Annotated in this window: 27 protein-coding genes and 3 pseudogenes (1 of these 30 running past the window's edge); 16 read left to right on the forward strand and 14 right to left on the reverse strand. The window is 60.9% G+C overall.

Annotated features, from left to right (window positions below):
- The first annotated feature begins 43 nt into the window (after nt 1–43).
- The 6 genes and pseudogenes from CSV86_RS28700 (at nt 44) to CSV86_RS28725 (ending at nt 6,538) form a co-directional block, all read left to right on the forward strand.
- Entirely contained in the window at nt 44–2,110 is a 2,067-nt protein-coding gene (locus CSV86_RS28700; RefSeq protein WP_009408478.1) for a DEAD/DEAH box helicase, read from the forward strand.
- Nucleotides 2,103–3,287, forward strand: coding sequence for a GIY-YIG nuclease family protein (locus tag CSV86_RS28705; protein ID WP_009408480.1), 1,185 nt, complete (start codon nt 2,103–2,105; stop codon nt 3,285–3,287). Before CSV86_RS28700 ends, CSV86_RS28705 begins: the two co-directional genes overlap by 8 nt.
- A 425-nt stretch (nt 3,288–3,712) precedes the next feature.
- Nucleotides 3,713–4,072, forward strand: a complete 360-nt coding sequence (gene tnpA / locus CSV86_RS32825) for an IS66-like element accessory protein TnpA (RefSeq protein WP_031325929.1) — start codon at nt 3,713–3,715, stop codon at nt 4,070–4,072.
- Complete coding sequence (gene tnpB / locus CSV86_RS28715; protein WP_003291615.1) at nt 4,069–4,413, forward strand: IS66 family insertion sequence element accessory protein TnpB; 345 nt, start codon at nt 4,069–4,071, stop codon at nt 4,411–4,413. Before tnpA ends, tnpB begins: the two co-directional genes overlap by 4 nt.
- Nucleotides 4,414–4,448: 35 nt before the next feature.
- Nucleotides 4,449–5,956, forward strand: a pseudogene (gene tnpC / locus CSV86_RS28720) (IS66 family transposase).
- 3 nt (nt 5,957–5,959) lie between these two features.
- Complete coding sequence (locus CSV86_RS28725) at nt 5,960–6,538, forward strand: plasmid pRiA4b ORF-3 family protein (RefSeq protein ID WP_003291613.1); 579 nt, start codon at nt 5,960–5,962, stop codon at nt 6,536–6,538.
- Between the two features lie 283 nt (nt 6,539–6,821).
- Here the strand turns inward: CSV86_RS28725 and CSV86_RS28730 are convergent, their stop codons facing one another.
- The 4 genes from CSV86_RS28730 to CSV86_RS28745 form a co-directional block, all read right to left on the reverse strand.
- Complete coding sequence (locus CSV86_RS28730) at nt 6,822–6,998, reverse strand: hypothetical protein (RefSeq protein ID WP_009408489.1); 177 nt, start codon at nt 6,996–6,998, stop codon at nt 6,822–6,824.
- A 9-nt stretch (nt 6,999–7,007) separates the two neighbouring features.
- Nucleotides 7,008–7,505, reverse strand: coding sequence for a RadC family protein (radC, locus tag CSV86_RS28735; RefSeq protein ID WP_009408491.1), 498 nt, complete (start codon nt 7,503–7,505; stop codon nt 7,008–7,010).
- Nucleotides 7,477–8,427 carry a recombination directionality factor gene (locus CSV86_RS28740; protein ID WP_009408492.1) on the reverse strand — a complete coding sequence of 317 codons (951 nt, stop codon included), beginning with the start codon at nt 8,425–8,427 and terminating at the stop codon, nt 7,477–7,479. Before CSV86_RS28740 ends, radC begins: the two co-directional genes overlap by 29 nt.
- A 94-nt stretch (nt 8,428–8,521) precedes the next feature.
- On the reverse strand, nt 8,522–9,526 hold the full coding sequence (locus tag CSV86_RS28745) for a YqaJ viral recombinase family nuclease (protein ID WP_009408494.1): 1,005 nt from the start codon (nt 9,524–9,526) through the stop codon (nt 8,522–8,524).
- Between the two features lie 156 nt (nt 9,527–9,682).
- On the opposite strand from CSV86_RS28745, the gene vapB reads away from it, so the two are divergent.
- Nucleotides 9,683–9,913 (forward strand): type II toxin-antitoxin system VapB family antitoxin, encoded by a 231-nt coding sequence (gene vapB / locus CSV86_RS28750; RefSeq protein WP_003285520.1) that lies wholly within the window; start codon nt 9,683–9,685, stop codon nt 9,911–9,913.
- Entirely contained in the window at nt 9,913–10,317 is a 405-nt protein-coding gene (gene vapC, locus CSV86_RS28755; protein ID WP_009408500.1) for a type II toxin-antitoxin system tRNA(fMet)-specific endonuclease VapC, read from the forward strand. Before vapB ends, vapC begins: the two co-directional genes overlap by 1 nt.
- An 86-nt stretch (nt 10,318–10,403) precedes the next feature.
- On the opposite strand, the gene CSV86_RS28760 is transcribed toward vapC, so the two are convergent.
- Complete coding sequence (locus CSV86_RS28760; protein ID WP_009408501.1) at nt 10,404–11,372, reverse strand: TIGR03299 family phage/plasmid-derived protein; 969 nt, start codon at nt 11,370–11,372, stop codon at nt 10,404–10,406.
- Between the two features lie 1,068 nt (nt 11,373–12,440).
- Here CSV86_RS28760 and CSV86_RS28765 point away from each other — a divergent pair.
- From CSV86_RS28765 to CSV86_RS28780, 4 genes are all read left to right on the forward strand, one after another.
- Nucleotides 12,441–13,034 (forward strand): aminodeoxychorismate/anthranilate synthase component II, encoded by a 594-nt coding sequence (locus tag CSV86_RS28765; protein ID WP_009408503.1) that lies wholly within the window; start codon nt 12,441–12,443, stop codon nt 13,032–13,034.
- A 9-nt stretch (nt 13,035–13,043) separates the two neighbouring features.
- On the forward strand, nt 13,044–14,093 hold the full coding sequence (gene trpD / locus CSV86_RS28770; RefSeq protein ID WP_009408504.1) for an anthranilate phosphoribosyltransferase: 1,050 nt from the start codon (nt 13,044–13,046) through the stop codon (nt 14,091–14,093).
- Entirely contained in the window at nt 14,090–14,905 is an 816-nt protein-coding gene (gene trpC / locus CSV86_RS28775) for an indole-3-glycerol phosphate synthase TrpC (RefSeq protein ID WP_009408507.1), read from the forward strand. Before trpD ends, trpC begins: the two co-directional genes overlap by 4 nt.
- 163 nt (nt 14,906–15,068) lie before the next feature.
- A complete protein-coding gene (locus tag CSV86_RS28780) occupies nt 15,069–15,773 on the forward strand; it encodes a lipoate--protein ligase family protein (RefSeq protein WP_009408509.1) in 705 nt (234 codons plus the stop codon).
- On the opposite strand, the gene crp is transcribed toward CSV86_RS28780, so the two are convergent.
- Nucleotides 15,770–16,414: a cAMP-activated global transcriptional regulator CRP gene (gene crp / locus CSV86_RS28785; protein WP_009408511.1), complete on the reverse strand. Its 645-nt coding sequence runs from the start codon at nt 16,412–16,414 to the stop codon at nt 15,770–15,772. The genes CSV86_RS28780 and crp overlap by 4 nt on opposite strands.
- A gap of 191 nt (nt 16,415–16,605) precedes the next feature.
- Between crp and CSV86_RS28790 the strand changes: the two genes are divergently transcribed.
- On the forward strand, nt 16,606–17,028 hold the full coding sequence (locus CSV86_RS28790) for an OsmC family protein (protein ID WP_009408513.1): 423 nt from the start codon (nt 16,606–16,608) through the stop codon (nt 17,026–17,028).
- Nucleotides 17,029–17,032: 4 nt separating this feature from the next.
- On the opposite strand, the gene CSV86_RS28795 is transcribed toward CSV86_RS28790, so the two are convergent.
- The 6 genes and pseudogenes from CSV86_RS28795 to hemJ all read right to left on the reverse strand — a co-directional run bounded on the left by CSV86_RS28795 (nt 17,033) and on the right by hemJ (nt 21,433).
- Nucleotides 17,033–18,073, reverse strand: a complete 1,041-nt coding sequence (locus CSV86_RS28795; RefSeq protein ID WP_009408515.1) for a DUF2157 domain-containing protein — start codon at nt 18,071–18,073, stop codon at nt 17,033–17,035.
- A gap of 6 nt (nt 18,074–18,079) precedes the next feature.
- Nucleotides 18,080–18,727 carry a 2-polyprenyl-3-methyl-6-methoxy-1,4-benzoquinone monooxygenase gene (coq7, locus tag CSV86_RS28800; protein WP_009408517.1) on the reverse strand — a complete coding sequence of 216 codons (648 nt, stop codon included), beginning with the start codon at nt 18,725–18,727 and terminating at the stop codon, nt 18,080–18,082.
- Nucleotides 18,728–18,792: 65 nt separating this feature from the next.
- Complete coding sequence (locus tag CSV86_RS28805; RefSeq protein WP_009408519.1) at nt 18,793–19,131, reverse strand: histidine triad nucleotide-binding protein; 339 nt, start codon at nt 19,129–19,131, stop codon at nt 18,793–18,795.
- Nucleotides 19,132–19,204: 73 nt separating this feature from the next.
- Nucleotides 19,205–19,977 (reverse strand): annotated as a pseudogene (locus tag CSV86_RS28810) (SDR family NAD(P)-dependent oxidoreductase).
- A 49-nt stretch (nt 19,978–20,026) separates the two neighbouring features.
- Nucleotides 20,027–20,983 (reverse strand): NAD(P)H-dependent flavin oxidoreductase, encoded by a 957-nt coding sequence (locus CSV86_RS28815; RefSeq protein WP_009408523.1) that lies wholly within the window; start codon nt 20,981–20,983, stop codon nt 20,027–20,029.
- Between the two features lie 27 nt (nt 20,984–21,010).
- Nucleotides 21,011–21,433, reverse strand: coding sequence for a protoporphyrinogen oxidase HemJ (gene hemJ / locus CSV86_RS28820; protein WP_170395230.1), 423 nt, complete (start codon nt 21,431–21,433; stop codon nt 21,011–21,013).
- 142 nt (nt 21,434–21,575) lie between these two features.
- On the opposite strand from hemJ, the gene argC reads away from it, so the two are divergent.
- Together argC and erpA are read left to right on the forward strand one after the other, a co-directional pair.
- Nucleotides 21,576–22,610, forward strand: a complete 1,035-nt coding sequence (argC, locus tag CSV86_RS28825; protein ID WP_009408527.1) for an N-acetyl-gamma-glutamyl-phosphate reductase — start codon at nt 21,576–21,578, stop codon at nt 22,608–22,610.
- Nucleotides 22,611–22,754: 144 nt separating this feature from the next.
- On the forward strand, nt 22,755–23,105 hold the full coding sequence (erpA, locus tag CSV86_RS28830) for an iron-sulfur cluster insertion protein ErpA (RefSeq protein ID WP_009408529.1): 351 nt from the start codon (nt 22,755–22,757) through the stop codon (nt 23,103–23,105).
- Between the two features lie 59 nt (nt 23,106–23,164).
- Here erpA and CSV86_RS28835 read toward each other — a convergent pair.
- Nucleotides 23,165–24,255, reverse strand: a pseudogene (locus CSV86_RS28835) (anhydro-N-acetylmuramic acid kinase).
- A 3-nt stretch (nt 24,256–24,258) separates the two neighbouring features.
- Nucleotides 24,259–25,686, reverse strand: a complete 1,428-nt coding sequence (locus tag CSV86_RS28840) for a peptidoglycan DD-metalloendopeptidase family protein (protein ID WP_009408534.1) — start codon at nt 25,684–25,686, stop codon at nt 24,259–24,261.
- 210 nt (nt 25,687–25,896) lie between these two features.
- Between CSV86_RS28840 and tyrS the strand changes: the two genes are divergently transcribed.
- Nucleotides 25,897–26,577, forward strand: the 5' portion of a protein-coding gene (tyrS, locus tag CSV86_RS28845; protein WP_009408536.1) for a tyrosine--tRNA ligase. The gene runs 519 nt beyond the window's last position; the window shows 681 of its 1,200 coding nt (coding positions 1–681); its start codon is at nt 25,897–25,899; its stop codon lies beyond the right edge, outside the window.

A 26,577-nucleotide genomic window follows, 5' to 3' on the forward strand; every position in this document is an offset into this window, starting at 1 on the left:
CTATTGAACACGCGGGCATGAAGCCCTGAATGGAAGCGTAGCCATGACCCAAACCGTTCCTTCCGTTTCCGTCTCCTATGCCCAGAACGGACGCTCTACCAAAGCCAACGAGCTTGGCATGCGTCCTATGCAGGAGCGCGTCTTCGAGCGACGTGGTGAGCAGTACCTGCTGATCAAGTCGCCACCTGCGTCCGGTAAAAGCCGGGCCTTGATGTTCATTGCTCTGGACAAGCTGGCGCACCAGCGCATCAAGCAGGCCATCATCGTGGTGCCGGAAAAATCCATTGGTTCGAGCTTTCACGATGAGCCGCTGAGCCGCCACGGTTTCTGGGCCGACTGGCATGTGGAGCCGCGTTGGAACCTGTGCGATGCCCCCGGCACCGACGAGGGCGGTAAGGTCAATGCAGTGGGAACGTTTCTGGAAAGCAGCGACCAGGTGCTGGTTTGTACCCATGCCACTTTCCGTTTTGCGGTGGAAAAATTCGGGGTGGTCGCGTTCGATGACCGTTTGATCGCCGTGGACGAGTTTCACCACGTTTCCGCCAACCCGGAGAACAGGCTGGGTACGTACCTGGGCCAACTGATCGCCCGCGACAAGGTGCACATCGTGGCGATGACTGGCTCCTACTTCCGTGGCGATGCCGAGGCTGTGCTGTCACCCGCTGACGAAGCTCGCTTCGACACCGTGACCTACACCTACTACGAGCAGCTCAACGGCTATGAGCACCTGAAGAAGTTGGATATTGGTTACTACTTCTACTCAGGTGCTTACTCCGACGACATCCTCAAAGTCCTCGACCCGAACGAAAAGACTATCCTCCACATCCCCAACGTGAACTCCCGCGAGAGCACCAAGGACAAGATTCGCGAGGTGGAGCACATCATCGAAGAGTTGGGCGAGTGGCAGGGCACCGACCCGGTGACGGGCTTCCAGCTGGTGAAGACCGCCGATGGGCGTGTACTGCGTATTGCTGACCTGGTGGATGACGACCCGGCCAAGCGCGATAAAGTTTCGGCTGCCTTGAAAGACCCGACTCAGAAGAACAACCGCGATCATGTCGATATCATCATCGCGCTGGGCATGGCCAAAGAGGGCTTCGACTGGATCTGGTGCGAGCACGCCCTCACAGTCGGCTACCGTTCCAGCCTGACCGAGATTGTGCAGATTATCGGGAGGGCGACACGCGATGCACCCGGCAAGGCGCGGGCACGTTTTACCAACCTGATCGCTGAGCCGGATGCCAGCGAGAAGGTGGTGACCGAGGCGGTGAACGATACGCTCAAGGCGATTGCCGCCAGCCTACTGATGGAGCAGGTTTTGGCCCCGCGTTTCGAGTTCAAGCCGAAGACTCCCACCTCTGGGCCGCAGGAGGGCTTTGACTACGGTGATGCGGGTTATCAGCCTGACAAGTGCAACGTGGGTTTCAACCATGAAACCGGGCAGCTGCAGATCGAGATCAAAGGTCTGGCCGAACCCAAGAGCCCTGAGGCCAGCCGTATTTGCCAGGAAGACCTGAACGAGGTGATTGCCAGCTTCGTTCAGGACAAGACCAACATCGAGCGCGGCCTGTTCGATGAGGAGCTGGTTCCCGAAGAACTGACCCAGCTGCGCCTGGGTAAGATCATCCGCGACAAGTACCCCGAACTGGATGCCGAGGATCACGAGGCCGTTCGCCAGCACGCCATTGCTGCACTGAACTTGGCTCAGCAAGCCAAGCAACTGGTGCTGGGTGATGATCTGCAAGGGACCGTCACTGGAGCAAATAGCGCCCCGAGCACTGCCCTGATTGATGGCGTGCGCAAGTTCGCGATGGATGTGCGTGAGCTGGATATCGACCTGATCGACCGGATCAACCCGTTCAGCGAGGCCTACGCCATTCTCGCAAAGACCATGAGCGAGGAAAGTCTCAAGCAGGTTGCGGCAGTGATTGGTGCCAAACGCACTCGCCTGACGCCTGAAGAGGCCAAAGACCTTGCTGTGCGGGCTGTAAAATTCAAGAAAGATCATGGCCGGGTACCTTCCCTGACTGCTCAAGACCCATGGGAGCGGAGCATGGCGGAAGGCGCTGCCGCCTTTATGCGTTTCAAGAAAGAGGGCCGTTATGGCTAACGAATTTGATCTGGATGAGCTGGAAGCGGAGCTTTCCGATTTCGCCGCTTCAGGCAAGAAGACCGGCCGCACTCCTCGCGAGGAGCGCATCATTGCCGGCTTCGAAGACATTCAGCGTTTTGTTGAGGAGCACGGCCATGCGCCGCGCCACGGCGATGATAAAGACATCTTCGAGCGCCTGTATGCCGTGCGCCTGGATCGCCTGCGCGATCAGGAAGAATGCCGCACCCTGCTCATGCCTCTCGACCATCAGGGCCTACTGAATGCGTTTGAGGTGCGGGAGCCACAAGGCGACTACACCATGACGGACGACGAACTGTTGGCGGAACTGGCCGGCGACGACGAGGGGGCGGATATTCAGAACCTACGTCATGTTCGCAGCAATGCCGAAAAACGTGAGGCCGAGGAGATTGCACAACGCGAGCGTTGCGAGGACTTTGAGCGGTTCCAGCCGCTGTTTGAGCAAGTGCAGCGCGAGCTGCAGTCGGGCGTTCGAGTTACCCGCACCTTCATCCGGGATGCGAGCATTGAGGAAGGCCAGTTCTTCATTCTCGGTGGGCAGACGGTTTATGTAGCTGAGGTCGGTGAGACCATTAAGGCACCGAATGGTGAAAGCGATGCCCGGCTGAGGGTGATCTACTCCAACGGCACCGAGAGCAATCTACTGCGAAGATCCTTGCAGCGTGCGCTCTACAAGGACGATGCCGGCCGTCGTATTACCGATGCGGATGCCGGCCCGTTGTTTGGCGAAACACTGGAGCCCGACGACATCGAGAGTGGCACCATTTACGTGCTGCGCAGCCACTCAACGCATCCCTTCGTAGCCGAACATCGCGAGCTGATCCACAAGATCGGCGTCACTGGCGGCAAGGTGGAAACACGTATCGCCGGGGCTGACAAGGACGCCACCTACCTGCTGGCAGATGTTGAGGTGGTCGCCACCTACAAGCTGCACAACATCAATCGCACGCGGATGGAAAACCTGTTCCACCGCCTGTTCAGCCCTGCCCAGATTGAGCTGACGATCCCTGATCGCTTCGGTAATCCGGTCAAACCCAGGGAGTGGTTTCTGGTACCGCTGCACGTTATCAACGAGGCTGTGGAGCGTATTCGCGACGGCTCGATCGCTGGAGTGATTTACGATCCAAAGTCGGCATCGTTGCGAAGTGCCGGCTGAACCGAGCATTTTTCGTGAACATTCGTTCCCTGCAAGCCCGCTGGATGCAACGCAGGGAGACTCAATCTCATCGGCTGCTAATTGATCGGTCCTTGGGGCAGATTTGGTAGAGTCACTTCTTCAACTGAAGGAGTGCTTTACATGGGATTCTATATCGAGTGCTACCGTGGGGCTGAGATTGAGCATGCTGGGAAGACCAGCACGATCAGCCCCGGAGAGATTCAGCAGGTCGTTGAGGATACGACGCAGGTGTCAGCGCCTGTGCAAAAAGGTGCTGACGAAGTGCGTCGAGCTACTTTCGCTGCGACTACAGCCCAAGGGGAATTGTAAGCGTCCGCCCTGCACCCACTGCCTGCCCTAGCCTCGAATAGCCACAATGGTGCCCACCATTTTTTAGTGGACACCATTGTGGATACGCCCCCTCTATTCCTCGCGGCAGTCGCCGCCCCAACTTTTCGGTGGAGTTCAAGCGTCGTGTCGTCGAGGCCACGCTATTGCCCGGCGCATCCGTCGCGTTGATCGCCCGAGAGCATGAGGTCAACGCCAACCTCGTCTTCAAATGGCGCCGTCACTATCGGGAGGGGCAGCTGGGGCCAGTTGCCCACCAGGTTACTTTGTTGCCGGTCAACCTGAGCAAGGCGCCGACGCCCTCAGCGGAAGAGGCAATGCCACTGCCGTCGAGTCCGGGCGGACTGGTTGTGGAGTGCGGTCGGGTCACCTTGCGCATTGAGGGCGTGCCCGACCCGCAAACCTTGCAACTGGTCTTGCAGCAGGTGTTGCGATGATTGCCCCGCCCATCGGGACTCGCATCTGGATCGTGGCTGGAGCCACCGACATGCGGCGGGGGTTCGATGGCCTGGCGGCCCTGGTGCAAACCCAACTTGAGGCGGATCCGTTCTCCGGCCAGATCTTCGTGTTTCGGGGACGGCGCGGTGACCGGATCAAATTGCTGTGGTGGGATGGCGATGGCTTGTGCCTGTTCTGCAAGCGGCTTGAACAGGGGCGCTTCGTCTGGCCGCAAGCCACCAGCGGCAGCGTCTCCTTGACGACGGCACAACTCGCGATGCTGTTGGAGGGCATCGATTGGCGCCGACCGCTGCGCACCGCACCGGTACGAGCAGTCTGATGTTCAACGCTTGAGAACACCAGTAACATCGCGCCATGACTTGCGCGACCGACTTCCTTCCTGACGACATCCAGGCCTTGAAAGCCTTGGTTACCGCCCAGCGCGGGGAAATCGAGCACCTGAAACTGATGATCGCCAAGCTGCGGCGCATGCAGTTCGGTCGGCGTTCCGAGCAACTCGATGGCATGCTCGACCAACTGCAACTGACGCTCGAAGAGTTGCAGGTCAGCCAGGCCGCATTGGCCTCGCCACCACCAGCCCAATCGCGCCCACGTACACCCGTACGCCGCAAGCCATTGCCCGAGCATTTGCCCCGTGAAATCCACGTCCATCGACCCGATGCGCAGTGCCCAGGCTGTGGCGGCGAACTTCGTCATCTGGGCGATGACGTGGCCGAAGTTCTGGAGTACGTGCCGGCGCGCTTCAAGGTGATTCGCCACGTGCGGCCCAAGTTGGCCTGCCGCTGCTGTGACGGGATCGTGCAGGTGCCGGCCCCGAGCCGACCGATTTCCCGGGTCTTGCCGGGCCGGGATTGTTGGCCCATGTGCTGGTGTCCAAATACGTGGATCATCTGCCGCTGTATCGGCAGTCCGAAATCTATGCGCGTGAGGGCGTGTCCCTAGAGCGCTCGACCATGGCCGACTGGATCGGCGAAGCGAGCCGGCTCTTGCAGCCATTGGTCAGCCGGTTGCGACAGCACATCATGGCCGCCAACAAAGTCCACGCCGACGACACGCCGATCGCCGTGCTCGCCCCCGGCCAGGGTAAAACCAAGACCGGACGCTTGTGGACGTATGTGCGCGACGAGCGCCCCGCAGGTAGTAGCACGCCGCCGGCGGTCTGGTTTGCCTACTCGCCGGATCGCAAAGGCGAGCACCCCCGAGCCCATCTCCGGGGCTTCGCCGGGACGTTGCAAGCCGATGGCTATGCCGGTTTCGCGCAACTCTATGCCTCGGGCACGATTCACGAGGCGGCATGCTGGGCACATGCTCGACGCAAGTTTTTCGACCTGCACAAGGCACTGGCCTCGCCGATTGCGGCTGAGGCCCTGCAACGGATTGGCGCGCTATACGCCATCGAGGCGGAAATTCGCGGACAGCCGCCCGATCAACGACGCGCAGTGTGGCAGCGGCGAGCCAGCCCGCTGCTGGCGCACATGCACATCTGGCTTAATCACACGCTGACGCAATTGCCGCCCAAATCGGCATTGAGCGGTGCGATCCACTATGCCCTCGCACGTTGGCAGGCGCTGACGCGCTACTGCGCGGATGGCCGCATTGAAATCGACAACAATGCCGCCGAACGGGCCCTGCGTGCAGTCGCCCTGGGTCGCAAGAATTTTCTGTTCGCCGGTTCCGACGCAGGCGGAGAAAGAGCGGCGGCGATCTACAGCCTGGTCGGTTCAGCCAAGCTCAACGCATTGAACCCACAGGCTTATTTGACGCACGTGCTGGAGCGCATCGCCGACTACCCAATCAATCAGCTCGACGACTTGCTGCCCTGGAATATTGCTCTGCCTACCCTAGAACATGAGGCCGCTTGACCCATGCCCAACGTCACCCGTTTGCCCAAGCCGGCGAACGACCGTCTCCTGCAACTGCACATCGAACTGACGTGGATAAAACCCGCCATCTGGCGCCGGGTCGCCGTGCCCGAGCGCATCACCCTGAGCAAACTGCACCAGGTTATTCAGGCGGTGATGGGCTGGAGTGACACCCATCTTCATGAGTTTGAAATCGCTGGCGAAAGCTACGGTATTCCCGATCCCGACTGGGGCCCTCCGGTCGTTTCGGAACAGCGCAAGACGCTGACAAAGGTGCTGTATGGGTCGAAGGCGTTTCGTTACGTCTATGACTTTGGCGACAACTGGGAGCACCGGATCAAGATCGAGCGGCTGTTGCCGGCCATTGCGTGCCCGCATGTGCTGTATTGCATCGACGGCGCCAATGCCAGCCCGCCGGAGGATGTCGGCGGTGCACCGGGTTACGCGGATTTTCTGGACGCGCTTGCCGACCCCGAACATCCCGAATACTTGGACATGCTCGACTGGTACGGCGATACCTTCGATCCCACGGCATTTGACCGCGACGACATCAATCAGCGTCTGAAGCGGATTAAAGTCTGAGGGTCAAGACGGTAGAGAGCGGACGCTTACGGGGAATTCACTTGGCACGTATTCTTCAGTACCGGTGACGCCGATGACTGCGTGGATGACGTTGCGCTTGTCAGTGCGCCGTCGGATGTAGTCGTCCAGGTGAACCCTGAGTTTAGGATCAGGGACGCGGATAGCTGAGTCCCTCTGGGATTAGGCTGATTAGCAAGCGCGCTTCGGGCCTTATCAGCAGACACAAAAAATAAAGGATGTCCCACCCTCAGCGGAGCGGGACATCCGTTTCCACTGACGTCAGTCACTTGCTTGATGGTGCTGCCTGCAGTCGACAGAAGATCCAGCACGCCAGTACCACCGCTATCAGCAGTGGTGGAAAGCGCACCATCATAATCACCAGCAGCAACATTGCCAGACAGCCAGCTAGGATGCCGGCAAAGACAAATACAGCTGCGAAGGTGCGTAGTAGTAGCTTCATCGTGTCTCCTTACAGACAGCCCTGTTCTGCCAATGATGTACAACCTTCATGCCCTACCACGATGTGGTCGAGCGTTCTGACTCCGACCAGGCTCAGTGCGTCCTTCAGCTTGCTGGTCAAGATACGGTCGGCCTGGCTGGGCTCGGGATCACCTGAGGGGTGGTTGTGCACCAGGATCATTGCGGCGGCGTTGTGCTCCAGTGCGATTTTCACGATCTCCCTGGGGTAGACACTGGCTCCGTCCAGGGTGCCGCGAAACACTTCCTCAAACGCAATCACTCGGTGTTGGCTATCGAGCATGAGCAGGGCGAACACCTCATGCTCGTATCCGGCCAGCAGTGCCTGCAGGTGGCTGAACACTTCCTTTGGTGAGGTCAGTGCTCGCCCCCGGCGCAGCCGCAGATTCGCCAACTGCCGTGCCATCAGCATGATGTCGGTTTCCGTAACCGGTGACTCGACCAGATAGGTGCCGGTCGTGTCACTGGCTTTCAGCTTGTGCAGGCGCATGACGGCCTCCTTGGTCTTGATCAGTTGGCGAGTTTTGACGCGCAGCTTGTGCCTCAAGCTTTTCAGCCAGGCTGGGTTTGGTGGGATTGGGTGGAGAGGTAGTTGCTGCAGCCGGTGCTTCACCCTCGGTGTAGAACTCTTCCACGATGGCGCTGACATCCTCCTCGCTGTCCTCAAAGGCTCCGTTGCCGAAGCCACGCCGTGCTGCCTCATCCAAAGCCGCCTGATTGAAGCCAGTAGCCTGTCGCCGTGAATCGAGTTCAGTAGCCGTCACCAGCGCCTCGGCCATATCCATGCCTCCGCGCACCGTCAGATCGGCGTAGAAGATCGGCGTGCCGTGGCTCTGCCGAGTCGACTTGCCACGCAGGCGCAGTTCCAGCGGCAGACAGGCCAGGCGGTTACCCGAGATGGCCTGGAAGTAATGCAGGCGAGCAGCCAGGGTGCGGATGCTGTTGAAACCCGTGGTGCGGAACACAAAACTGCCCAGCGGATCTTCATCGCCAATGACCACGTTCAGTCGCCCATAGGGCTTGCAGGCACCGCCCTTGGCCAGTGGACAGGCATCCGGCGAAGGGCAGGGCAGCGACTGCATGCCGTCCTGAGTGACCCGCTTGCAGGTTTCACCATTGCCCACGCAGATTGGGCGTCCGGACTGTCGGTCGAACAGCGTGTAGTCCGCCCGGAAATTCAGCTCGGGCTCGTTGAACAGCAGCCGTACCGGAATGCTGCGCAGCTTGTCGTCCTTACCGTGGCGCAGCTCGTCGTTGAGCGGGTGCAGCAGCCAGCCGTCCTTGCCTTGCACCTGGGAAGTGATGGTGAACTGGTCATCCTTTTCCGGCAGCCGTTTACCGTTCTTCTCGATGACCTTGCCGATTGAAATCCGCCCGAGCACCGGCGGAGTGATAGCCAGACCTTTGAGCATGGTGAGTCTCCTGGAAGTGAAAAAAAAGGCCAGCCACGCAGCGCGACCTGCATGGACTGGCCAAGGGGGAGGGAAGGGTTGGAGAAGTTGGGTTTCAGCCGACCAAGAAGCGCCGTGCACCCGGTTTCAGCAGCGGGTACTTGGCCTGCAGGTAGGGCTTGTCTTTGAGCAGTTGAGCGACATCGAGGCCGATGCTGTCCTTGGCCTTGCGCCAGCTGACATAGCCGCTGGAAAACTCTGCCCGACTGGCATCGCCCATGGCCTGCTGCAGCATCTGCTTGAGCTCGGCCTCACGCTTTTCCTTGTCGGCAATCGACTGGCGAACGGCCTTCAGTTCAATGAAGGCTGCGGCCAGCCCGGCATGGCCACTAAAGTCGACGACCTGACCGTTGTCATCCGGATAGAGGCAGCGCAGGGCCGATTCAGCGGAAGCCGTGCCATCAGCCGGTGGCGGTGTGTCGGTTTCAACGTAGTGCCAGAACTTGCGCTCCAGCTCGACCAAGCGAGCGATCATCTGCTCATCCCGTTCGATGCGGTGGATCTCCAGTGTCTGACCACCCAGCAGTACCGCTACATCCGCCGCCTGCTTGCCGGTGACGGCGAGCTGGTGCATCACCTGCAACTGCACATACTCAGGCACGCCCTCTTTCCAGAGGCGTGCCCCGTTTATGCCGGCTGTCTTGCATTCGAGGATCTGCACGTCGTCAGCCCCGATCACCTCGCGGTCGATGTTGGCCAGCATCCAAGGCTGCTCCGGATTCGGGTGCTGCAGTACAGCATTGATGCGCCGTACTTTGTTCTTAGTGCGCTTGCTGTAGTGCCAGGCCACGATGGGCTCCAGGACGTTACCCCAGTACATCGGGCTTTCCTCATCGTGCGGATCAGCCTTGGGCATGCTGGCATCCCGTCCGGTTTTCTCCAGCCACAGCTCCAACTGCGATTTATAGGGATTCAGTCCTACTGCTGCGGCAGCATCCGAGCTGCCAATGCCTTGCTTGCGGATCTGCAGCCAGTCCTCGCGGGGCAATTCCTTGGTGCTGATCAGACGTAGGGCAGGGCGGGGTTTGCTGGGGCTGCGATTCAATGAAGTGGCTTTCATCATGTTTCTCCTGCAGGCATAAAAACGCCCAGCCAGCACAAGGCTGACCGGGCGTTTATGGTGGTAGGTGGATGGCTAGTTTGGGATATGCCGTTGACATATCCCGCTTGATTGGCACAATGGGCTATACGCAAGGTATATCCCCAGGAGGTTTCCATGGAGCAAGGTGCAGTTTTTCAGAGCAACCGCAGTCAGGCGGTGCGTTTGCCCAAGGCGGTTGCGCTGCCTGAGGATGTGAAGCGGGTGGATGTAGTGGTAGTTGGTCGAGCCCGAATCATCACGCCGGCAGGTGAGGCCTGGGACGTCTGGTTCGATGGCGAAGGTGTGACCGCTGACTACATGGCGGATCGCGAGCAGCCTGCAGATCAAGAGCGGGATGCGTTCTGATGCTGAAGTACATGCTTGATACCAACATCTGCATTTTCACGATCAAGAATCGTCCTGAGCAGGTGCGGGAAGCCTTCAAGCGCCATTCAGGGCAGCTGAGCATCAGCACTGTCACCCTGATGGAGCTTATTTACGGCGCCGAGAAGTCCGCTAATCCCGAGCGTAATCTGGCGGACGTTGAAGGTTTTGCTGCGCGCCTGGAAGTACTGCCTTACGACGCTCAGGCAGCGGCTCATTCCGGGCAATTGCGAGCTGAGTTGGCTCGTATCGGCAAGCCTATTGGCCCGTATGATCAGATGATTGCAGGACACGCACGTGCCCAGGGACTGATTCTGGTCACGAATAATCTTCGTGAGTTCGAGCGAGTCCCAGGTTTGCGCGTCGAGGATTGGGTGAACGCCTGATTAAGGGCGATCATTTAATGCAGAGCAGCTGAACAACCCCTGATCACCCTTGTGGCGATCAGGGGTTGTGTTTATGCCGCATCAGCTTAAGCGGCGAGCTGCAGCGCTGCGTCCAAGGCGCGTTGCTTGATCTGCGCGCCCTGGCCGAACCAGGCAGAGTCCAATCGATACTCAGTGCTGCGCGCCCGGCGTTCGTGATCGACGTACTCGGTCACGGCATTGAGCAGGCCCCAGGCGGTGCCGCGTGCCGAGTCCAGTTGGCTGCCGCGACCACGGCCTTCGTACAGTTCCTGCACTTTGCGCAGAGCGCGCTCGTTGGGCAGCTGTTCCGGCAAGGCTCCGGTCGGGCTGGTGTCGCACATCACGTTCATAAAGAAGCCCAGTGCCTCATGCCACTGCACCTTGCGTTCAGCCAGGTGGCGCATGCGGTACATGAAGTCGTCCCATTGCGAGACGGCGATACCAAGCTGCTTCTTCACCAGATCGCCATCGAAGCGTGTGCTGTGCGGCACCTTGATCGCACGGCTGGTGCCGTCCAGGGCGATGGTCAACGTGTTGTTGCAGACTACGCGGATGGTGGTGGGCGTTGCCGTGGTGGCCAGAGTTCCGTCACAGGACGTGGCCAGCAGCAAATAGCCATTTACCTGATCATTGCCCTTGAGTGCAGCGCCCTGTCCGGTACGCGCCAGCGCCCAGAACTTGCGCCCGCCCTTGAGCACGCCAGCAGTTTCCAGCTCGTAACCGGAAACCTCGGTCAGATCGCGGTAGAACTCCAGCACCTCACGAGGCTGGACGGTGTGATAACGCTGCGAGACCACTGACAGCGGTGCCTTGGTGTCCGAACGATAGAGCACTTTCTGTTCCTGGAATGAGTGGATCGCGCCCAGGTGGCCGATGGCATCCGACTTGAAGTGCACAGGGCTTTCCAGGATCTGCCAGTCCATCCCGGCTTCGTGTTGCCAGACTTCAATGGGCTGCTTCTGCGTGAGTTGGTTGCCCAGGCCGTGCCACGGGGTGGCGCCAGCGTAAGCCATGGTTTCGATGAGATGTGCCATTGGAAACTCCTTGTCGGTACAAGCGACAGACGGCATAAAGCCTGGCCCGCTATGGGCCAGGCTTTATGCCGTTCAAATATTCGATAGGGGAGGGGTTAGGCGGTGCAGCTGGGGTGTGTTGGATCAGTAATCGTTTTGGGAGAAGGCCAGGCCACAGTGCTGGCACTCGAAGTTGTCGAGCACGCGAGAGTCTATTTCTTCGCCCATTCGCGCCCCAGCCAGGCTGCCGGCGGTGCCGCCCGCCAGGCCTCCCAGGATCGCTCCAGCAAGGCCGCCCAAGGTAATTCCAATCGGCCCTGCGATTGCTCCCAGGGCTGCGCCGCTTTGAGCGCCCGACAAAGCGCCAGCGGCGCCGCTGGCTGTTCCACCAACAGCACCAACTACTCCGCCGAGTTTGCGAGCATGATTACGCGCGACAATGCGCAGAGAACCGCAAGAAGGACAGCAAATAGTCATTTGTTCAGACTCCTGGGTAACTTGACGTCAAGGGAGTGCGGGCACTATCTGCCCGTGCTCACATGAGTAATAAAGGTCTGAATTTTTTTTGAATCGATTTCTGAGGAATATCCGGAAGGCTGGCTGACGCCTTAAAGGAGATATGGGATGAGCAATAGTCCGAAGCGTTTGGGTGTCTGTTCTTTTTGTGACCAATTGGACGATTTGTGACTTATTTGTCGAGATTGGTTCTTGGTGGCTGGGTAAGAAGGTGGGGTGAGGGCAAGCTGAACTTTACTGTGAAGCAGAGTGGCCTCCACAAGTGGTGATCGGTACAGTGTTATTGCATCGAACTGCGCGGTCGGCTACTGTGCCCGGATAGCAACGCGAGATATCTCCGTGAACACCAGTAGTGCCCTCCTGATGCGCGTCATCAAAGCCCTCGCTCGTTGGCGCTGGCGCGGCTGACTTTCTCCTGCCGGCATAGCCGGTTCGTCCTTGTTCGCTCCTGTTTCCCTTGGCTGATGGCCTGACCCCGACCCTGTCCAGTAACAGAAAAAGCGGGTACATATGCGGGTATCAAGGCGGAGTGAATTTATAGAAAGGCAGTAAAAACAAGAGGTTAAGCTTAAAATGCTGCTGATGATCGACAACTACGACTCCTTCACCTACAACGTCGTCCAGTACTTCGGCGAGCTGGGTGCAGAGGTCAAGGTCATTCGCAACGACGACCTGACCATCGAACAGATCGAGGCCCTGCAGCCCGAGCGCATCGTCGTTTCTCCCGGTCCGTGCACACCGACCGAGGCCGGTGTGTCCATCGCCGCCATTCATCACTTCGCCGGCAAGCTGCCGATCCTGGGTGTGTGCCTGGGGCACCAGTCCATCGGCCAGGCCTTCGGCGGGGACGTGGTGCGCGCGCGCCAGGTGATGCACGGCAAGACCAGCCCGGTGGTCCACGAAAACAAGGGCGTGTTCGCCGGTCTCAACAATCCGTTGACCGTAACGCGCTACCACTCGCTGGTGGTCAAGCGCGAAACCTTGCCGGACTGCCTGGAAATGACCGCCTGGACTGCCTTCGAAGACGGCTCCATCGATGAAATCATGGGCCTGCGTCACAAGACCCTGAACATCGAAGGCGTACAGTTCCACCCCGAGTCGATCCTCACCGAGCAGGGCCACGCGCTGTTCGCCAATTTCCTCAAGCAGACCGGCGGCCGCCGTTAAGGATTGCGCATGGATATCAAGACAGCCCTGGGCCGTATCGTCAGCCAACTCGACCTGTCCACCGAGGAAATGCGCGATGTGATGCGCCAGATCATGACCGGCCAGTGCACGGAGGCGCAGATCGGCGCTTTCCTGATGGGTATGCGCATGAAGAGCGAGAGCATCGACGAGATCGTCGGCGCGGTTTCGGTCATGCGTGAGCTGGCGGACAAGGTCGAACTGGATACCCTCGACGGTGTGGTCGATATCGTCGGTACCGGCGGTGACGGCGCCAATATCTTCAACGTATCTACCGGCTCGGCGTTCGTCGTTGCCGCGGCCGGTTGCACGGTGGCCAAGCACGGTAACCGCGCGGTCTCCGGCAAAAGCGGTAGCGCCGATCTGCTGGAGGCCGCAGGTATCTACCTGAACCTGACCCCAGTCCAGGTTGCCCGCTGCATCGACAGCGTCGGTATCGGCTTCATGTTCGCCCAGACCCACCACAGCGCCATGAAGCACGCCGCCGGCCCGCGCCGCGACCTGGGTCTGCGGACCCTGTTCAACATGCTCGGCCCGCTTACGAATCCGGCTGGTGTGAAGCACCAGGTTGTCGGTGTGTTTACCCAGGCACTCTGCCGCCCGCTGGCCGAAGTGCTGCAGCGCCTGGGCAGCAAGCATGTGCTGGTGGTGCACTCGAAGGACGGCCTGGACGAGTTCAGCCTCGCCGCGCCGACCTTCGTCGCTGAACTGAAGAACGGCGAAATCACCGAGTATTGGGTCGAGCCGGAAGACCTTGGCATGAAGAGCCAGAGCCTGCACGGCCTGGCGGTCAGCGGTCCGGAAGAGTCCCTGGCGCTGATTCGCGATGCCATTGGCCGACGCAAGACCGAGAACGGCCAGAAGGCCGCCGAGATGATCGTCCTCAATGCTGGCGCGGCGCTCTATGCTGCGGATCTGGCAATAAGCCTCAAACAAGGCGTCGAACTGGCCCACGATGCACTGCACACCGGCCTCGCTCGGGAAAAGATGGAAGAGCTGGGTGCCTTTACCGCGGTATTCAAGCAGGAGAATGAAGGATGAGTGTGCCGACGGTTCTGGAAAAGATCCTCGCCCGCAAGGTCGAGGAGGTCGCTGAGCGCAGCGCCCGGGTCAGTCTCGCCGAGCTGGAGCGCCTGGCCGCGGCCGCCGATGCGCCGCGCGGCTTTGCCAATGCGCTGATCGAGCAGGCCCGGCGCAAGCAGCCGGCTGTCATCGCCGAGATCAAGAAGGCGTCGCCGAGCAAGGGTGTGATCCGCGAGAACTTCGTTCCGGCGGAAATCGCCGTCAGCTATGAGAAAGGTGGGGCGACCTGTCTGTCGGTGCTGACCGATGTGGACTACTTCCTCGGGGCTGACGCCTACCTGCAGCAGGCCCGTGCTGCGGTGTCGCTGCCGGTTATCCGCAAGGACTTCATGGTCGATCCGTACCAGATCGTCGAGGCCCGTGCCTTGGGCGCCGACTGTGTGCTGCTGATCGTCTCTGCCCTGGACGACGTGAAGATGGCCGAACTGGCCGCCACTGCAAAAGGCGTCGGCCTCGACGTACTGGTGGAAGTGCATGACAGCGACGAGCTGGAGCGCGCGCTGAAGACCCTCGACACTCCGCTGATCGGGGTCAACAATCGCAACCTGCACACCTTCGAGGTCAGCCTGGAAGCCACCCTGGACCTGCTGCCACGCATTCCGCGCGATCGCCTGGCGGTTACCGAGAGCGGCATCCTCAATCGGGCCGATGTCGAGCTGATGGAAATCAACGAGGTCTACTCGTTCCTGGTAGGCGAGGCCTTCATGCGTGCCGAGGAGCCGGGAGTAGAGCTGCAGCGCCTGTTCTTCCCCGGGGGCGTGCCCGACTGATCGACTCGAAGCCGGCGTTTGCCGGCTTTTTTATTTCAGGTCGGACAATGATGTCGTCTGGCCTGGCCTCATCGCTGGCAAGCCAGCTCCCACAGGGCATATGGGGCTGGCTTGCCAGCGATGAGGTCATCAGCAACAGCCAAGGGTTAAAGGAAAGAACCACATGAGTGAACAACCCGTAGCCGTAACCGTCGCAGCCGGCCTGCAGGCCGAGCAGGATCTGCTGGCGGCTGTCTGCAAGGGCGATCAGGACCATGGCCTGCTGTTCTGGCGCCCTACCGACCGGGCACTGGTGATGCCGCGCCGGATGAGTCGGCTGGACGGCTTCGAGGCCGCCTGTGGCGAACTGGCGATCGGAGGCTGGCCGGTGCTGCTGCGCGAAACCGGTGGCGAGCCGGTTCCCCAGTCCTCGGCCGTGATCAATATCGCCTTGGTGTACGTCGCACCACGCAGTGAAGGCGACCTAAACCGGATCGAGACCGCCTACGAGCGCTTGTGCCTGCCGTTGTGCGAGGTCCTGCGGGAGTGGGGAGGCGTGGCTTCCGTCGGGGAGATCGAAGGCGCCTTCTGCGATGGGCGCTATAACGTCAATCTGAATGGTCGCAAGCTGGTTGGCACGGCCCAGCGCTGGCGCCAGGGCCTGGGAGGTAAACGCCCGGTGGTGCTGGTGCATGGCGCGCTTTTGCTGGATAACGAGCGCGAATCGATGGTCGCGGCGGTCAACCGCTTCAATGAGTGTTGCGAGCTGGAGCAGCGTTGCCTAGCCGACAGCCATATCGCCTTGCATGAAGTCATGCCCGAGGCACCGTTGCTGGAGTGCCTGGCCCAGGCCTATGCCCGGACCCTCGAAGCCATTGCCAAGGATTAACGGGTGCCGAAGACGACCATGGTCTTGCCTTTCACATGCACCAGGTTGCGTTCTTCGAGGTCCTTCAGAACGCGACCGACCATCTCACGCGAGCAGCCGACAATACGACCGATCTCCTGACGGGTGATCTTGATCTGCATGCCGTCCGGGTGGGTCATCGCATCCGGCTGCTTGCACAGCTCCAGCAGGCAACGGGCCACGCGGCCGGTGACGTCGAAGAAGGCCAGGTCACCGACCTTGCGCGTGGTATTGCGCAGGCGCTGAGCCATTTGGCTGCCGAGGGCGTAGAGAATGTCCTGGTCCTGGCGAGCCAGCTCGCGGAATTTCTCGTAGCTGATTTCTGCAACTTCGCATTCGCTTTTCGCCCTTACCCAGGCGCTGCGCTGCTGTTCCTTGCCCGTGGGTTCGAAAAGCCCGAGTTCGCCGAAGAAATCGCCGCTGTTTAGGTAGGCGATGATCATTTCCCGACCATCATCGCCTTCGATCAGGATGGTGACCGAACCCTTGACGATGAACGACAAGGTTTCAGCGGTATCGCCGGCGCTGAGAATATTGCTTTTGGCCGGGAAGCGGCGGCGCTGGCAGTGCGCAAGCAACTTGTCGACATTCTTGATCTTGGCTGGAAGTGTTGCGGCAACCATGGTTAAGCCCCGAAATACGCGGTCCGTGAGTATTTGTTGTTCTGGGATGGGTGCAAAACGCCATCAAATTGGCGTCAGTTTATCAGACGACAAGATGTTATCGGCATATTTACTCAAGTGCTTAAGCCTTTTCGCTTTCGCCTGTAGGGACTAAGCTGGCAGCCATTTTTCCAAGCGAGAGGAAACCGGTTATGAAGGCGCGTATCCAGTGGGCCGGCGAGGCAATGTTCCTGGGTGAGTCGGGCAGTGGCCATGTTGTCGTGATGGACGGCCCACCCGAGGCGGGTGGGCGCAACCTGGGTGTTCGTCCGATGGAAATGCTCTTGCTGGGCCTGGGCGGCTGCAGCAATTTCGATGTGGTCAGTATCCTGCGCAAGTCCCGCCAGGCTGTCGAAAGCTGCGAAGCCTTCCTTGAAGCCGAGCGGGCCAGCGAGGATCCCAAGGTGTTCACCAAGATCCACCTGCATTTCGTGGTCAAGGGCCGTGGCCTGAAGGAAGCCCAGGTCAAGCGGGCCGTCGAGCTGTCGGCAGAGAAGTACTGCTCGGCATCGATCATGCTGGGCCGTGCCGGTGTAGAGATCAGCCACGACTACGAGATCGTCGAACTCGGCTGATCCCTCAGCGCCGCAGTGCCGGCAGCCAGTCCATCAGGCTGGCCGGCAGTGCGGCGCACAGTCGGTCGCTGAGGCGCTCACGGTGTTTCTGGTAGAGCAGGCCGAGGCCGATCACCGCCAGGCCGATCAGGCTCAGGACCACCGGGAACAGCAACGACTCGGCGAACACCTCGTATGACAGATAGCCGAGATAGGCCGCCACACCCAGCGCGCCGAAGACCATGAACATCGGTCGGCGCAGCAACACCGCCACCAGCATCAGGCCGACGTTGATCAGGCAGTACAGGGCCTTGCCCAGTTCGCTGTCACTGTTCATCGAGGTCAGCCCGCCCCAGAACGCCAGCAATCCGGCCAGATAACCCCAAAACGCGTAGTCCTCGCGGGTGCGGCCGTCGATCAGCAGGACCACCAGCAGCAGGCCCAGCCCGAACCACAACGAAACCTCCTGGCGTTGCTCCCAAGTGAAGGTGTCGCCGTGGAACCACTCGCTCAGGTCCATCGACATGAACCACAGCGCCACGGCGATCGGCATGACGATGAACGGGAAGGGGATCAGGCGCAGCATCAGCAGGCCGGCGCAGACCGTCGCTACTTCCATCAACAACCAGCCGCCCTGCACGTAGCGGTAATAGTTGTGATAGTCGCCCTGGCTGTCGTCCAGCGGCCAGAGCCCGGTCAGGCGTTCGAGGGCGAACACCGCCAGTGGCACGATGCTCACCGCCACTGCGGCAAGTACACCGCCGGGAATCAGTTGGCCGCGGCGCTGCATGGCCAGGCCGGCGAAGGTCAGCAGGGTGATGTAGGCGAGGGCAACCACCAGCAGCGCGGTGTCGCCGATGCGCATCCAGGCTTCGCTCAGCAGCCAGCCCATGGCGCCCATGATCAGCAGGGCGCCCAGATAGAAGGCGACGTGGGCGAGCTGGAAACTGGGGTGCTGCGCCGGTTGTTCGCGCAGGAAGCGCAGGAGCGCCTGTTCCTGCTCGGCGCTCAACAGGCCCGCTTCAACTGCGCGGGCCAGGTCCCTGGCATCGAAGCGCCCGGTCATGGCGGGTCAGATTCGGTAGGTGCTTTTGGTCATGACCTTGGCCATCAGGCTCATGCCGAACTTGACCGGCGCCGGGAAACGGAACCCTCCGGCATCCAGGGCCGCGTCGGCGTGGTGTTCTTCGTCGATGCGCATCTGCTCGAGGATCGCCCGGGATTTCTCGTCTTCCGGCGGAATCTGCTCCAGGTGTTCGTCGAGATGCTTGCAGACCTGATGCTCGGTGGCGGCGACGAAGCCCAGGCTGACCTTGTCACTGATCAGGCCGGCAACCGCGCCGATGCCGAACGACATCCCGTAGAACAGCGGATTGAGAATGCTTGGCGAGCTGCCCAGTTGGCGGATGCGTTGCTCGCACCAGACCAGGTGGTCGATTTCTTCGTCGGCAGCCTGCTCCATCGCTTTGCGCACTTCCGGCAGCTTGGCGGTCAGGGCCTGACCTTGATAGAGCGCCTGGGCGCAGACCTCGCCGGTGTGGTTGATGCGCATCAGGCCGGCGACATGGCGGGCCTGCTTGTCGTCCAGCTCGGCTTCGGGCTGGATAATGGCAGGAGATGGACGGGAAGGTTGGCCGCTGAAGGGCAGCAAGGTACGCATGGCCGTATCGGCCTGCAGCAACAAGCGGTCGAGCGGCGAGTATTGACGTTCGGTAGCCATCGGGCACCTCCGCAAGAATGTGCCCGACAGTCTAACTCAAACCCCGTGACAGGGCTTGCGCTGGATCAGCCCGGAGGCCAGTGCATCTGACGCTGGCCGAGCACGTGCATGTGAATGTGGTAGACCGTCTGGCCGCCCAGTTCGTTGCAGTTCATCACGACGCGGAAGCCGTCCTCGCAACCCAGCTCCTTGGCCAAGCGCTGGGCGGTGAAGAGGATATGTCCGGCCAGGCCCTTATCTTCCTCGGTGAGGTCGTTGAGGGTGCGGATCGGCTTTTTCGGGATGACCAGGAAGTGTACCGGCGCCTGCGGGGCGATATCGTGGAACGCCAGGACCTGGTCGTCTTCGTAGATGATCTTCGCCGGGATTTCCCGGTTGATGATCTTGGTGAAAATTGTCTCCACAACGCTTGCTCCATGGTGGTGGTCGGGCCTGAGTGTACTCAGCCGGCACGCCGCCGCCCAGTGGCGATTCGATTCAGCGTGGGCAGTAGGCGCGGTTGATGACACCCGCCAGCTTGCGACTGATCCAGCGGGTCAGCAGGCGTGGCGCCCGCGCCAGCCAGCGGTTGCGGCGGCCGGGGATGATGATCGCCTTGTTGCGGTCCAGTGCGCGCACGGTATAGAGCGCGACTTCTTCCGGACTCAGGCAGCGGTTACCTTTTTCCAGGCGCGGGATACGCCGGTTGGCCGAACGCACCGGGCCGGGGCACAGCACCGAGACCTTGATCCCGGTCTGCTTGAGTTCTTCGCGCAGGCCTTCGGAGAAATGCAGGACATAGGCCTTGCTCGCGGCATAGCTGCTCATCCACGGGCCCGGTGCGAAAGCGGCGAGTGAAGCTACATTGAGGATCTGTCCACCCCCTGTACGGCCATGGCGTTGCCCAAGGCATGGCAAAGGCGTGTGAGAGCGAGGATGTTGACCTCGATCAGGTCCTGCTCGTCGCCCCACTCCTGGGCGAGGAAGTGCCCGTAGGAGCGGATGCCGGCACAGTTCACCAGCAAATCGATCTGCCGCTCGCCTTCCTCCAGCTCCAGCAGGAAACCCGACAACCGCAGCGGTTCGCCAAGGTCACAGGCGCGGAACAATACTTCCACACCAAAGCGCTGGGTGAGTTCGATGGCGACCGGCTCTAGCCGCTCGCGCTGGCGTGCTACCAGGATCAGGTTGCGCCCCCGCCGCGCCAATGCTTCGGCCAGTGCCAGGCCCAGACCGCTGGAGGCACCGGTGATCATGGCGTAACGGGTCATGCGGCTCTCCAATGGCGGGGGCGTTCGAAAAGGGCGCCTAGTCTACTTGTTAGCGTGGCCAGTGGCTGCCCAGTTGACCGGCTTTTTTCAGCGCCTGGCGATATTCCTCGTCGAGGCGGGCGATCAACTGATTCACCGGCAATTCCCGGTCGATGGCCCCCACGCCCTGGCCGGCGGACCATACGGTTTTCCAGGCCTTGGCTTCTTCATGGATGGGCTTGAGCTGGATGTCGCCGCCTTTGGCCAGCTTGGTCAGGTCATAGCCGGCCTTTTCCAGGCTCTGGCGCATGAAGCTGGCGGGAACGCCGGACACTACCGGGGTATGCACGATATCGGCGGCCCTGGCCTCCAGCAGCATCGCTTTGTACTCCGGCGAGGCCTGGCTTTCCAGGCTGGCGATGAAATGGGTGCCCAGATAGGCGAGGTCAGCGCCGAGCAATTGGGCGGCGAGGATCTCGTGGCCGCTATTGAGGCAGCCAGCGAGGAGGAGGGTCTTGTGGAAGAACTGGCGGATTTCGCTGACCAGGGCGAACGGACTCCAGGTGCCGGCATGCCCGCCAGCGCCCGCAGCTACTGCGATCAGGCCGTCGACGCCGGCCTCGGCGGCCTTTTCGGCATGCCGCCGGGTCGTCACATCGTGGAACACCAGGCCGCCGTAGCCATGCACGGCGTCCACCACTTCCTTCACAGCGCCCAGGCTGGTGATCACCACCGGCACCTTGTGTTCGATGCAGGCGGCCAGGTCGGCCTGCAAGCGCGGATTGCTCTGGTGGACGATCAGGTTCACCGCATAGGGGGCGGGGTTGGCCAGGTCGGCCAGCCCTGTTTCGATCTCCTCCAGCCAGCCCCGGAAGCCCGCGGTGTCGCGCTGATTCAGCGCGGGGAAACTGCCCATCACGCCATTGCCGCAACAGGCCAGGACCAGTTGTGGGTTCGATATCAGGAACATCGGTGCTGCCACTACCGGCAGGCGCAGGCGTCGTTCGAGCAGTTCGGGCAATGACATGAGGATTCTCGCGTTTGAATGTCGGAATCAGAACGGTTTGACCACCACCAGAATTACGATCAACAGCAGGAACAGTACCGGTATTTCGTTAAACCAGCGGAAGTAGACGTGACTGCGGTGGTTTTCGCCGCGGGCGAAGCGCTTCACGTTGGCGCCGCACATGTGATGGTAGCCGGTGAGCAGGATCACCAGCGTCAGCTTGGCGTGCAGCCAGCCCTGGCTCAGCCAGCCCGGGGTCAGGTAGAGCATCCAGATGCCGAAGACGAAGGCGGCGATCATCGCCGGGCCCATGATGAAGCGATAAAGCTTGCGCTCCATCACCACGAAGCGGTCGCGGCTGACCTGGTCCTCGCTTGCGGCGTGGTAGACGAACAGGCGTGGCAGGTAGAAGAGGCCGGCAAACCAGCAGACGATGGCAACGATATGCAGGGCTTTGATCCAGAGGTACAGCATGTTTTTCAGTCCTTGGCGGTTCACGGTCGTCAGATAGTAGTAGCTAGGCGCTGCGCCCGTCATCTCAACGGTTGTGGCGGCCACCACGGGCACCTATCATCACTGGTTTTCCAGTCGGTTCGTTGATAGGGGGCAGTTAATGGTCAAGGTCGGTATCGTCGGCGGCACGGGTTACACCGGTGTCGAGTTGCTGCGTCTGCTGGCACAGCATCCTCAGGCTGAAGTCGCAGTCATCACCTCGCGCTCGGAAGCGGGCCTGGCGGTGGCCGACATGTACCCGAACCTGCGAGGCCACTACGATAACCTCGCGTTCAGCGTTCCGGACACCAAGGCCCTGGCCGCCTGCGACGTGGTGTTCTTCGCCACTCCGCACGGCGTCGCCCATGCCCTGGCCGGTGAGTTGCTGGCGGCTGGCACCAAGGTGATCGACCTGTCCGCCGACTTCCGTCTGCAGGACGCCGATGAGTGGGCCAAATGGTACGGCCAGCCGCACGGCGCTCCCGAGCTGCTGAAGGATGCTGTCTACGGCTTGCCCGAAGTCAACCGCGAGCAGATCCGCCAGGCGCGCCTGATTGCCGTGCCGGGTTGCTACCCGACCGCCACCCAGCTGGGCTTCCTGCCGCTGCTCGAAGCTGGAATCGCCGACGCCTCGCGCCTTATCGCCGACTGCAAGTCCGGTGTCAGCGGCGCCGGGCGTGGTGCCAGCGTCGGTTCGCTGTTCTGTGAGGCGGGCGAGAGCATGAAGGCCTATGCGGTGAAAGGTCACCGCCACCTGCCGGAAATTCGCCAGGGCCTGCGTCGTGCCGCAGGTGGTGAGGTCGGCCTGACCTTCGTGCCACACCTGACCCCAATGATCCGTGGCATTCACTCGACACTTTACGCAACGGTCGCCGATACCTCGGTTGACCTGCAGGCGCTGTTCGAGAAGCGTTACGCCAACGAACCGTTCGTGGACGTGATGCCGGCTGGCAGCCATCCGGAAACCCGTAGCGTACGTGGCGCCAACGTCTGCCGTATCGCTGTTCATCGTCCACAGGGTGGCGACCTGGTGGTCGTGCTCTCCGTTATCGACAACCTGGTGAAAGGCGCTTCCGGCCAGGCGGTGCAGAACCTCAACATCCTCTTTGGCCTCGATGAGCGCCTTGGCCTGTCCCACGCAGGCTTGCTGCCGTAAGCAACGGCTTGTCAGGCTACCGGCGGGACTTATGCTTTCCGCTTGTAGCCTGATACCGCTTATATAGTTGACCGATTTTCTCGGGGAAGCGGATAATGCGCGCCATCACGCACGATGGCGGTATAGCGCCGGGAGATATTCAGCATGAGCGTCGAATCCTTCACCCCTTCGGCCCTGCAGTTCACGCACAACGCCGCGCACAAGGTGAAGACCCTGGTTGACGAAGAGGGCAATGATCGTCTGAAGTTGCGGGTTTTCGTGACAGGCGGTGGCTGCTCCGGCTTCCAGTACGGCTTTACCTTCGATGAAGACATCGCGGAAGACGACACCATTGTCGAGCGCGAGGGCGTTGCCCTGGTGGTCGATCCAATGAGCTTCCAGTACCTGGCGGGCGCCGAAGTGGACTACCAGGAAGGCCTGGAAGGCTCGCGTTTCGTCATCAAGAACCCGAATGCCACGACCACTTGCGGTTGCGGTTCTTCGTTCTCGATCTGAGTCGCCTGGTCTTCAAGCAAAACGCCGCGCTTATGCGCGGCGTTTTGCTTTATTGAGCGTCATGCCGGGTAGATGGCCCCAAGTACTCGCGAGCCGCGAGCGCCGGTGACGCTGGGGCGGTTCGCGGCAATGCCTTCCAGGCAGCAATGAGCCAGCCAGGCGAAGGCCATGGCTTCGACCCAGTCCGGATCGACACCGAATTCGGCGGTGCTGCCGACCCGGGCAGCAGGAAGCAGGCCGGCCAGCCGTGCCATCAGCGCGCCGTTGTGCGCACCGCCACCACAGACCAGCAGGGCCTGGGTGTCTTGCTGGGCCTTCCTCAGCGAGTCAACGATGCTCAGCGCGGTGAGCTCCAGCAAGGTCGCCTGGACATCTTCATCGGCGCAGGCTGGCTGGGTGCTCAGGTGATGGTGCAGCCATGGAAGGTTGAACAATTCGCGGCCGGTACTCTTGGGGCCGGTGCCGGCGAAGAAAGGATCTCCCAGCAGGCTTGCGAGCAGCCCAGGAAGAATCTTGCCACTGGCTGCCCAGGCGCCGTTGGCGTCGTAGGCTAGGCCGCGCTTTTCGTTGATCCATGCATCCAGCAGAACATTGCCAGGGCCACAATCGAAGCCGGTAACCGGCTTGTCCTGCTCGATCAGGCTGAGATTGCTGAAGCCGCCGACATTGAGCACTGCAATACGCTCGCCCTGGGCGTTGAACAACGCATCATGAAAGGCGGGACCAGCGGTGCACCCTGGCCGCCGGCAGCGACATCGCGGCGCCGGAAGTCGCCGACCACGCAGATACCGGTCAACTCCACAAGCAGGGCAGGATTGCCGATCTGCACGGTAAAGCCTCGGGCGGGTTCGTGGCGGATGGTCTGGCCGTGGCTGCCAATGGCGCGGATATCTTCGGGGCTAAGGCCTTCGGCATCGAGCAAGTGCCGGATACCCTGTGCTGCCAGCCGAACCCATTCGGCTTCTGCCAGGGCGGCGCGGGCAATCTCGTCCGGACCGCTGGCGCACAGGCCGAGCATGGCCAAGCGTAGCGTTTCGGGCATCGGAATGTAGTGGGAAGCGAGTAGAGAGACCCGCGGCTCGTTTTCGATCAAGGCGATGTCCAGTCCGTCGAGACTGGTACCGGACATCACTCCCAGATAAAGGGCCATGGATCAGCGCTTGTTCAAGGCGAGCATGCTGGCCTTTTCCTGGTCCATGCGGGCCACCAAAGGCTGGCTGACCTGCATGAAGCGTTGGCGTTCGGATTTCGCAATCGGATCGGCCATCGGCAGCTTCTGGCCCAGCGGATCGACGTGAACCCCGTTGACCTGGAACTCGTAGTGCAGGTGCGGGCCGGTGGACAGCCCGGTGGTGCCGATATAACCAATGACCTGGCCCTGCTTGACGGTGCTGCCGGTCTTCACGCCTTTGGCGAAGCCCTGCATGTGGCCGTAGAGCGTCTGGTAGGTGCTGCCGTGCTGGATGATCACGGTGTTGCCGTAGCCACCGCGACGACCGGCGAGGAGCACCTTGCCGTCACCGGCGGCCTTGATCGGCGTACCGCGTGGAGCAGCGTAGTCAACGCCCTTGTGGGCGCGGATCTTGTTCAGGATCGGGTGCTTGCGGCCTGCGGAGAAGCGCGAACTGATACGGGCGAAGTCCACCGGTGTACGGATAAAGGCCTTGCGCATGCTATTGCCGTCAGCGGTGTAGTAGCTGGTGCTGCCGGCCTTGTTGGTGTAGCGCACCGCACTGTATGTCTTGCCGCGGTTGGTGAAGCGTGCGGAAAGGATGTTCCCGGTGCCGACGACCTTGCCGTCGATCATCTTCTGCTCGTAGATCACGTCGAATTCGTCGCCTTGGCGGATGTCCTGGGCGAAGTCGATGTCGTAACCGAAGATGTTGGCCATATCCATGGTCAGGTTATGCGACAGGCCGGCGCGCTGGGCCGAGGCCGAGAGCGAGCTCTTGATCACGCCGTGGACATAGGCGGAGCGGGTGACTGGCTTGGTGACTTCACGGTTGAAGACGTAGCCGCTGGCGCTTTTGGCCAGGCGGATGGTTTCCAGGTCGCTCACCTTGCTGTGCAGGCTGGCCAGCTGGCCGTCCTTGTCCAGTTCGATCTGCAGTACCTGGCCGTTCTTCAACTGGCTGAACTGTTTGGCCTGCTTGTTACTGGCCAGTACTTCATGCACCGCGCTGGCAGGCAGGCCGAGCTTGGCGAAGAGCGTGGAGAGGGTGTCACCCTTGGCAACCACCACTTCGCGATGACCGGGCTGCTTGGCAGGCTCGGCTTCAGCGACTTCGGCTGCTTTCTCGGCAGGTTCGGTGGTGGCGGTGCCTTCGGATTGCGCTTCGGCGTTGTCGATCTGGGCGAAAGGCGAAGCACTGGTTTCTTCGCCGGCCAGTGGCTGTTCCGGTTGGGCCTTGAGCTGTTCGGTCGGGGCTTCCAGCTCGAGGTTGAGAGTGGTGCGCTTGGCTTCTACTTCGCTGGAAGGAAATACCAGCAAGGCCAGGCTGAGCAGGGCGGCGATGCCGCTGGCGGCCAACAGGTGGCTCTTCGGATAAAGCGGAGGCGCTTTAGTCGGTTCGTTGGTCATGTGATGAATAACTTTGAAAAAGATGAAAAGGAAAAGATGAATGACATGATGAAGATGAAATAACTGTATAAAATATAACCAAATCCCCTTCAAAGCAAGCGCGCAGACGTCATCAACCCGCCAGCGGGTCACATCAGTCGGCGGATCTTGTATTTGATGGCTGATCTTGTATGGTTGGGGCCCTTTGAATCTGAGCCTGCGGGTCTGTGTATGAAGTCGGTTGAAGAGCAGCTAGCGCTGATCAAGCGTGGTGCGGAAGAGGTCCTGGTAGAGGCCGAACTTGTCGAGAAACTCAAGCGCGGTCAGCCGCTGCGCATCAAGGCGGGTTTCGATCCGACCGCACCTGACCTGCACCTGGGACACACGGTCCTGATCAACAAGCTGCGCCAGTTCCAGGATCTGGGGCACCAGGTCATCTTCCTGATCGGGGACTTCACCGGCATGATCGGCGATCCCAGCGGCAAGAGCGCGACCCGTCCGCCGCTGACCCGCGAGCAGGTACTGGACAACGCCGAGACCTACAAGCAGCAGGTCTTCAAGATTCTCGACCCGGCCAAGACCGAAGTGGCGTTCAACTCCACCTGGATGGACAAGCTGACTCCAGCCGACTTTATTCGACTGGCTTCGCAGTACACCGTTGCGCGCATGCTCGAGCGCGACGACTTCGACAAGCGCTATAGCAGCAACCAGCCGATCGCTATCCATGAATTCCTTTATCCGCTGGTGCAGGGTTACGACTCCGTGGCGTTGAAGGCGGACGTCGAGCTGGGTGGTACTGACCAGAAGTTCAACCTGCTGATGGGGCGCGAGCTGCAGCGCAGCTATGGCCAGGAAGCTCAGAACATCGTGACCATGCCGCTACTGGAAGGTCTCGATGGTGTGAAGAAGATG

The sequence above is a fragment of the Pseudomonas bharatica CSV86 genome (genome assembly GCF_000319305.2).
GTDB lineage: Bacteria > Pseudomonadota > Gammaproteobacteria > Pseudomonadales > Pseudomonadaceae > Aquipseudomonas > Aquipseudomonas bharatica.

Coding starts and splice junctions, on each gene's coding strand:
- CSV86_RS28840 (WP_009408534.1), bottom strand. CDS start 25,686: ATGACCAACGAACCGACTAAAGCGCCTCCGCTTTATCCGAAGAGCCAC.
- CSV86_RS28730 (WP_009408489.1), bottom strand. CDS start 6,998: ATGAAGCTACTACTACGCACCTTCGCAGCTGTATTTGTCTTTGCCGGC.
- erpA (WP_009408529.1), top strand. CDS start 22,755: ATGAGCGTCGAATCCTTCACCCCTTCGGCCCTGCAGTTCACGCACAAC.
- vapB (WP_003285520.1), top strand. CDS start 9,683: ATGGAGCAAGGTGCAGTTTTTCAGAGCAACCGCAGTCAGGCGGTGCGT.
- radC (WP_009408491.1), bottom strand. CDS start 7,505: ATGCGCCTGCACAAGCTGAAAGCCAGTGACACGACCGGCACCTATCTG.
- CSV86_RS28700 (WP_009408478.1), top strand. CDS start 44: ATGACCCAAACCGTTCCTTCCGTTTCCGTCTCCTATGCCCAGAACGGA.
- CSV86_RS28790 (WP_009408513.1), top strand. CDS start 16,606: ATGAAGGCGCGTATCCAGTGGGCCGGCGAGGCAATGTTCCTGGGTGAG.
- CSV86_RS28725 (WP_003291613.1), top strand. CDS start 5,960: ATGCCCAACGTCACCCGTTTGCCCAAGCCGGCGAACGACCGTCTCCTG.
- CSV86_RS28765 (WP_009408503.1), top strand. CDS start 12,441: ATGCTGCTGATGATCGACAACTACGACTCCTTCACCTACAACGTCGTC.
- tnpB (WP_003291615.1), top strand. CDS start 4,069: ATGATTGCCCCGCCCATCGGGACTCGCATCTGGATCGTGGCTGGAGCC.
- CSV86_RS28780 (WP_009408509.1), top strand. CDS start 15,069: ATGAGTGAACAACCCGTAGCCGTAACCGTCGCAGCCGGCCTGCAGGCC.
- CSV86_RS28745 (WP_009408494.1), bottom strand. CDS start 9,526: ATGAAAGCCACTTCATTGAATCGCAGCCCCAGCAAACCCCGCCCTGCC.
- argC (WP_009408527.1), top strand. CDS start 21,576: ATGGTCAAGGTCGGTATCGTCGGCGGCACGGGTTACACCGGTGTCGAG.
- CSV86_RS28795 (WP_009408515.1), bottom strand. CDS start 18,073: ATGACCGGGCGCTTCGATGCCAGGGACCTGGCCCGCGCAGTTGAAGCG.
- trpC (WP_009408507.1), top strand. CDS start 14,090: ATGAGTGTGCCGACGGTTCTGGAAAAGATCCTCGCCCGCAAGGTCGAG.
- coq7 (WP_009408517.1), bottom strand. CDS start 18,727: ATGGCTACCGAACGTCAATACTCGCCGCTCGACCGCTTGTTGCTGCAG.
- CSV86_RS28815 (WP_009408523.1), bottom strand. CDS start 20,983: ATGTCATTGCCCGAACTGCTCGAACGACGCCTGCGCCTGCCGGTAGTG.
- CSV86_RS28740 (WP_009408492.1), bottom strand. CDS start 8,427: ATGCTCAAAGGTCTGGCTATCACTCCGCCGGTGCTCGGGCGGATTTCA.
- CSV86_RS28760 (WP_009408501.1), bottom strand. CDS start 11,372: ATGGCACATCTCATCGAAACCATGGCTTACGCTGGCGCCACCCCGTGG.
- CSV86_RS28705 (WP_009408480.1), top strand. CDS start 2,103: ATGGCTAACGAATTTGATCTGGATGAGCTGGAAGCGGAGCTTTCCGAT.
- crp (WP_009408511.1), bottom strand. CDS start 16,414: ATGGTTGCCGCAACACTTCCAGCCAAGATCAAGAATGTCGACAAGTTG.
- trpD (WP_009408504.1), top strand. CDS start 13,044: ATGGATATCAAGACAGCCCTGGGCCGTATCGTCAGCCAACTCGACCTG.
- vapC (WP_009408500.1), top strand. CDS start 9,913: ATGCTGAAGTACATGCTTGATACCAACATCTGCATTTTCACGATCAAG.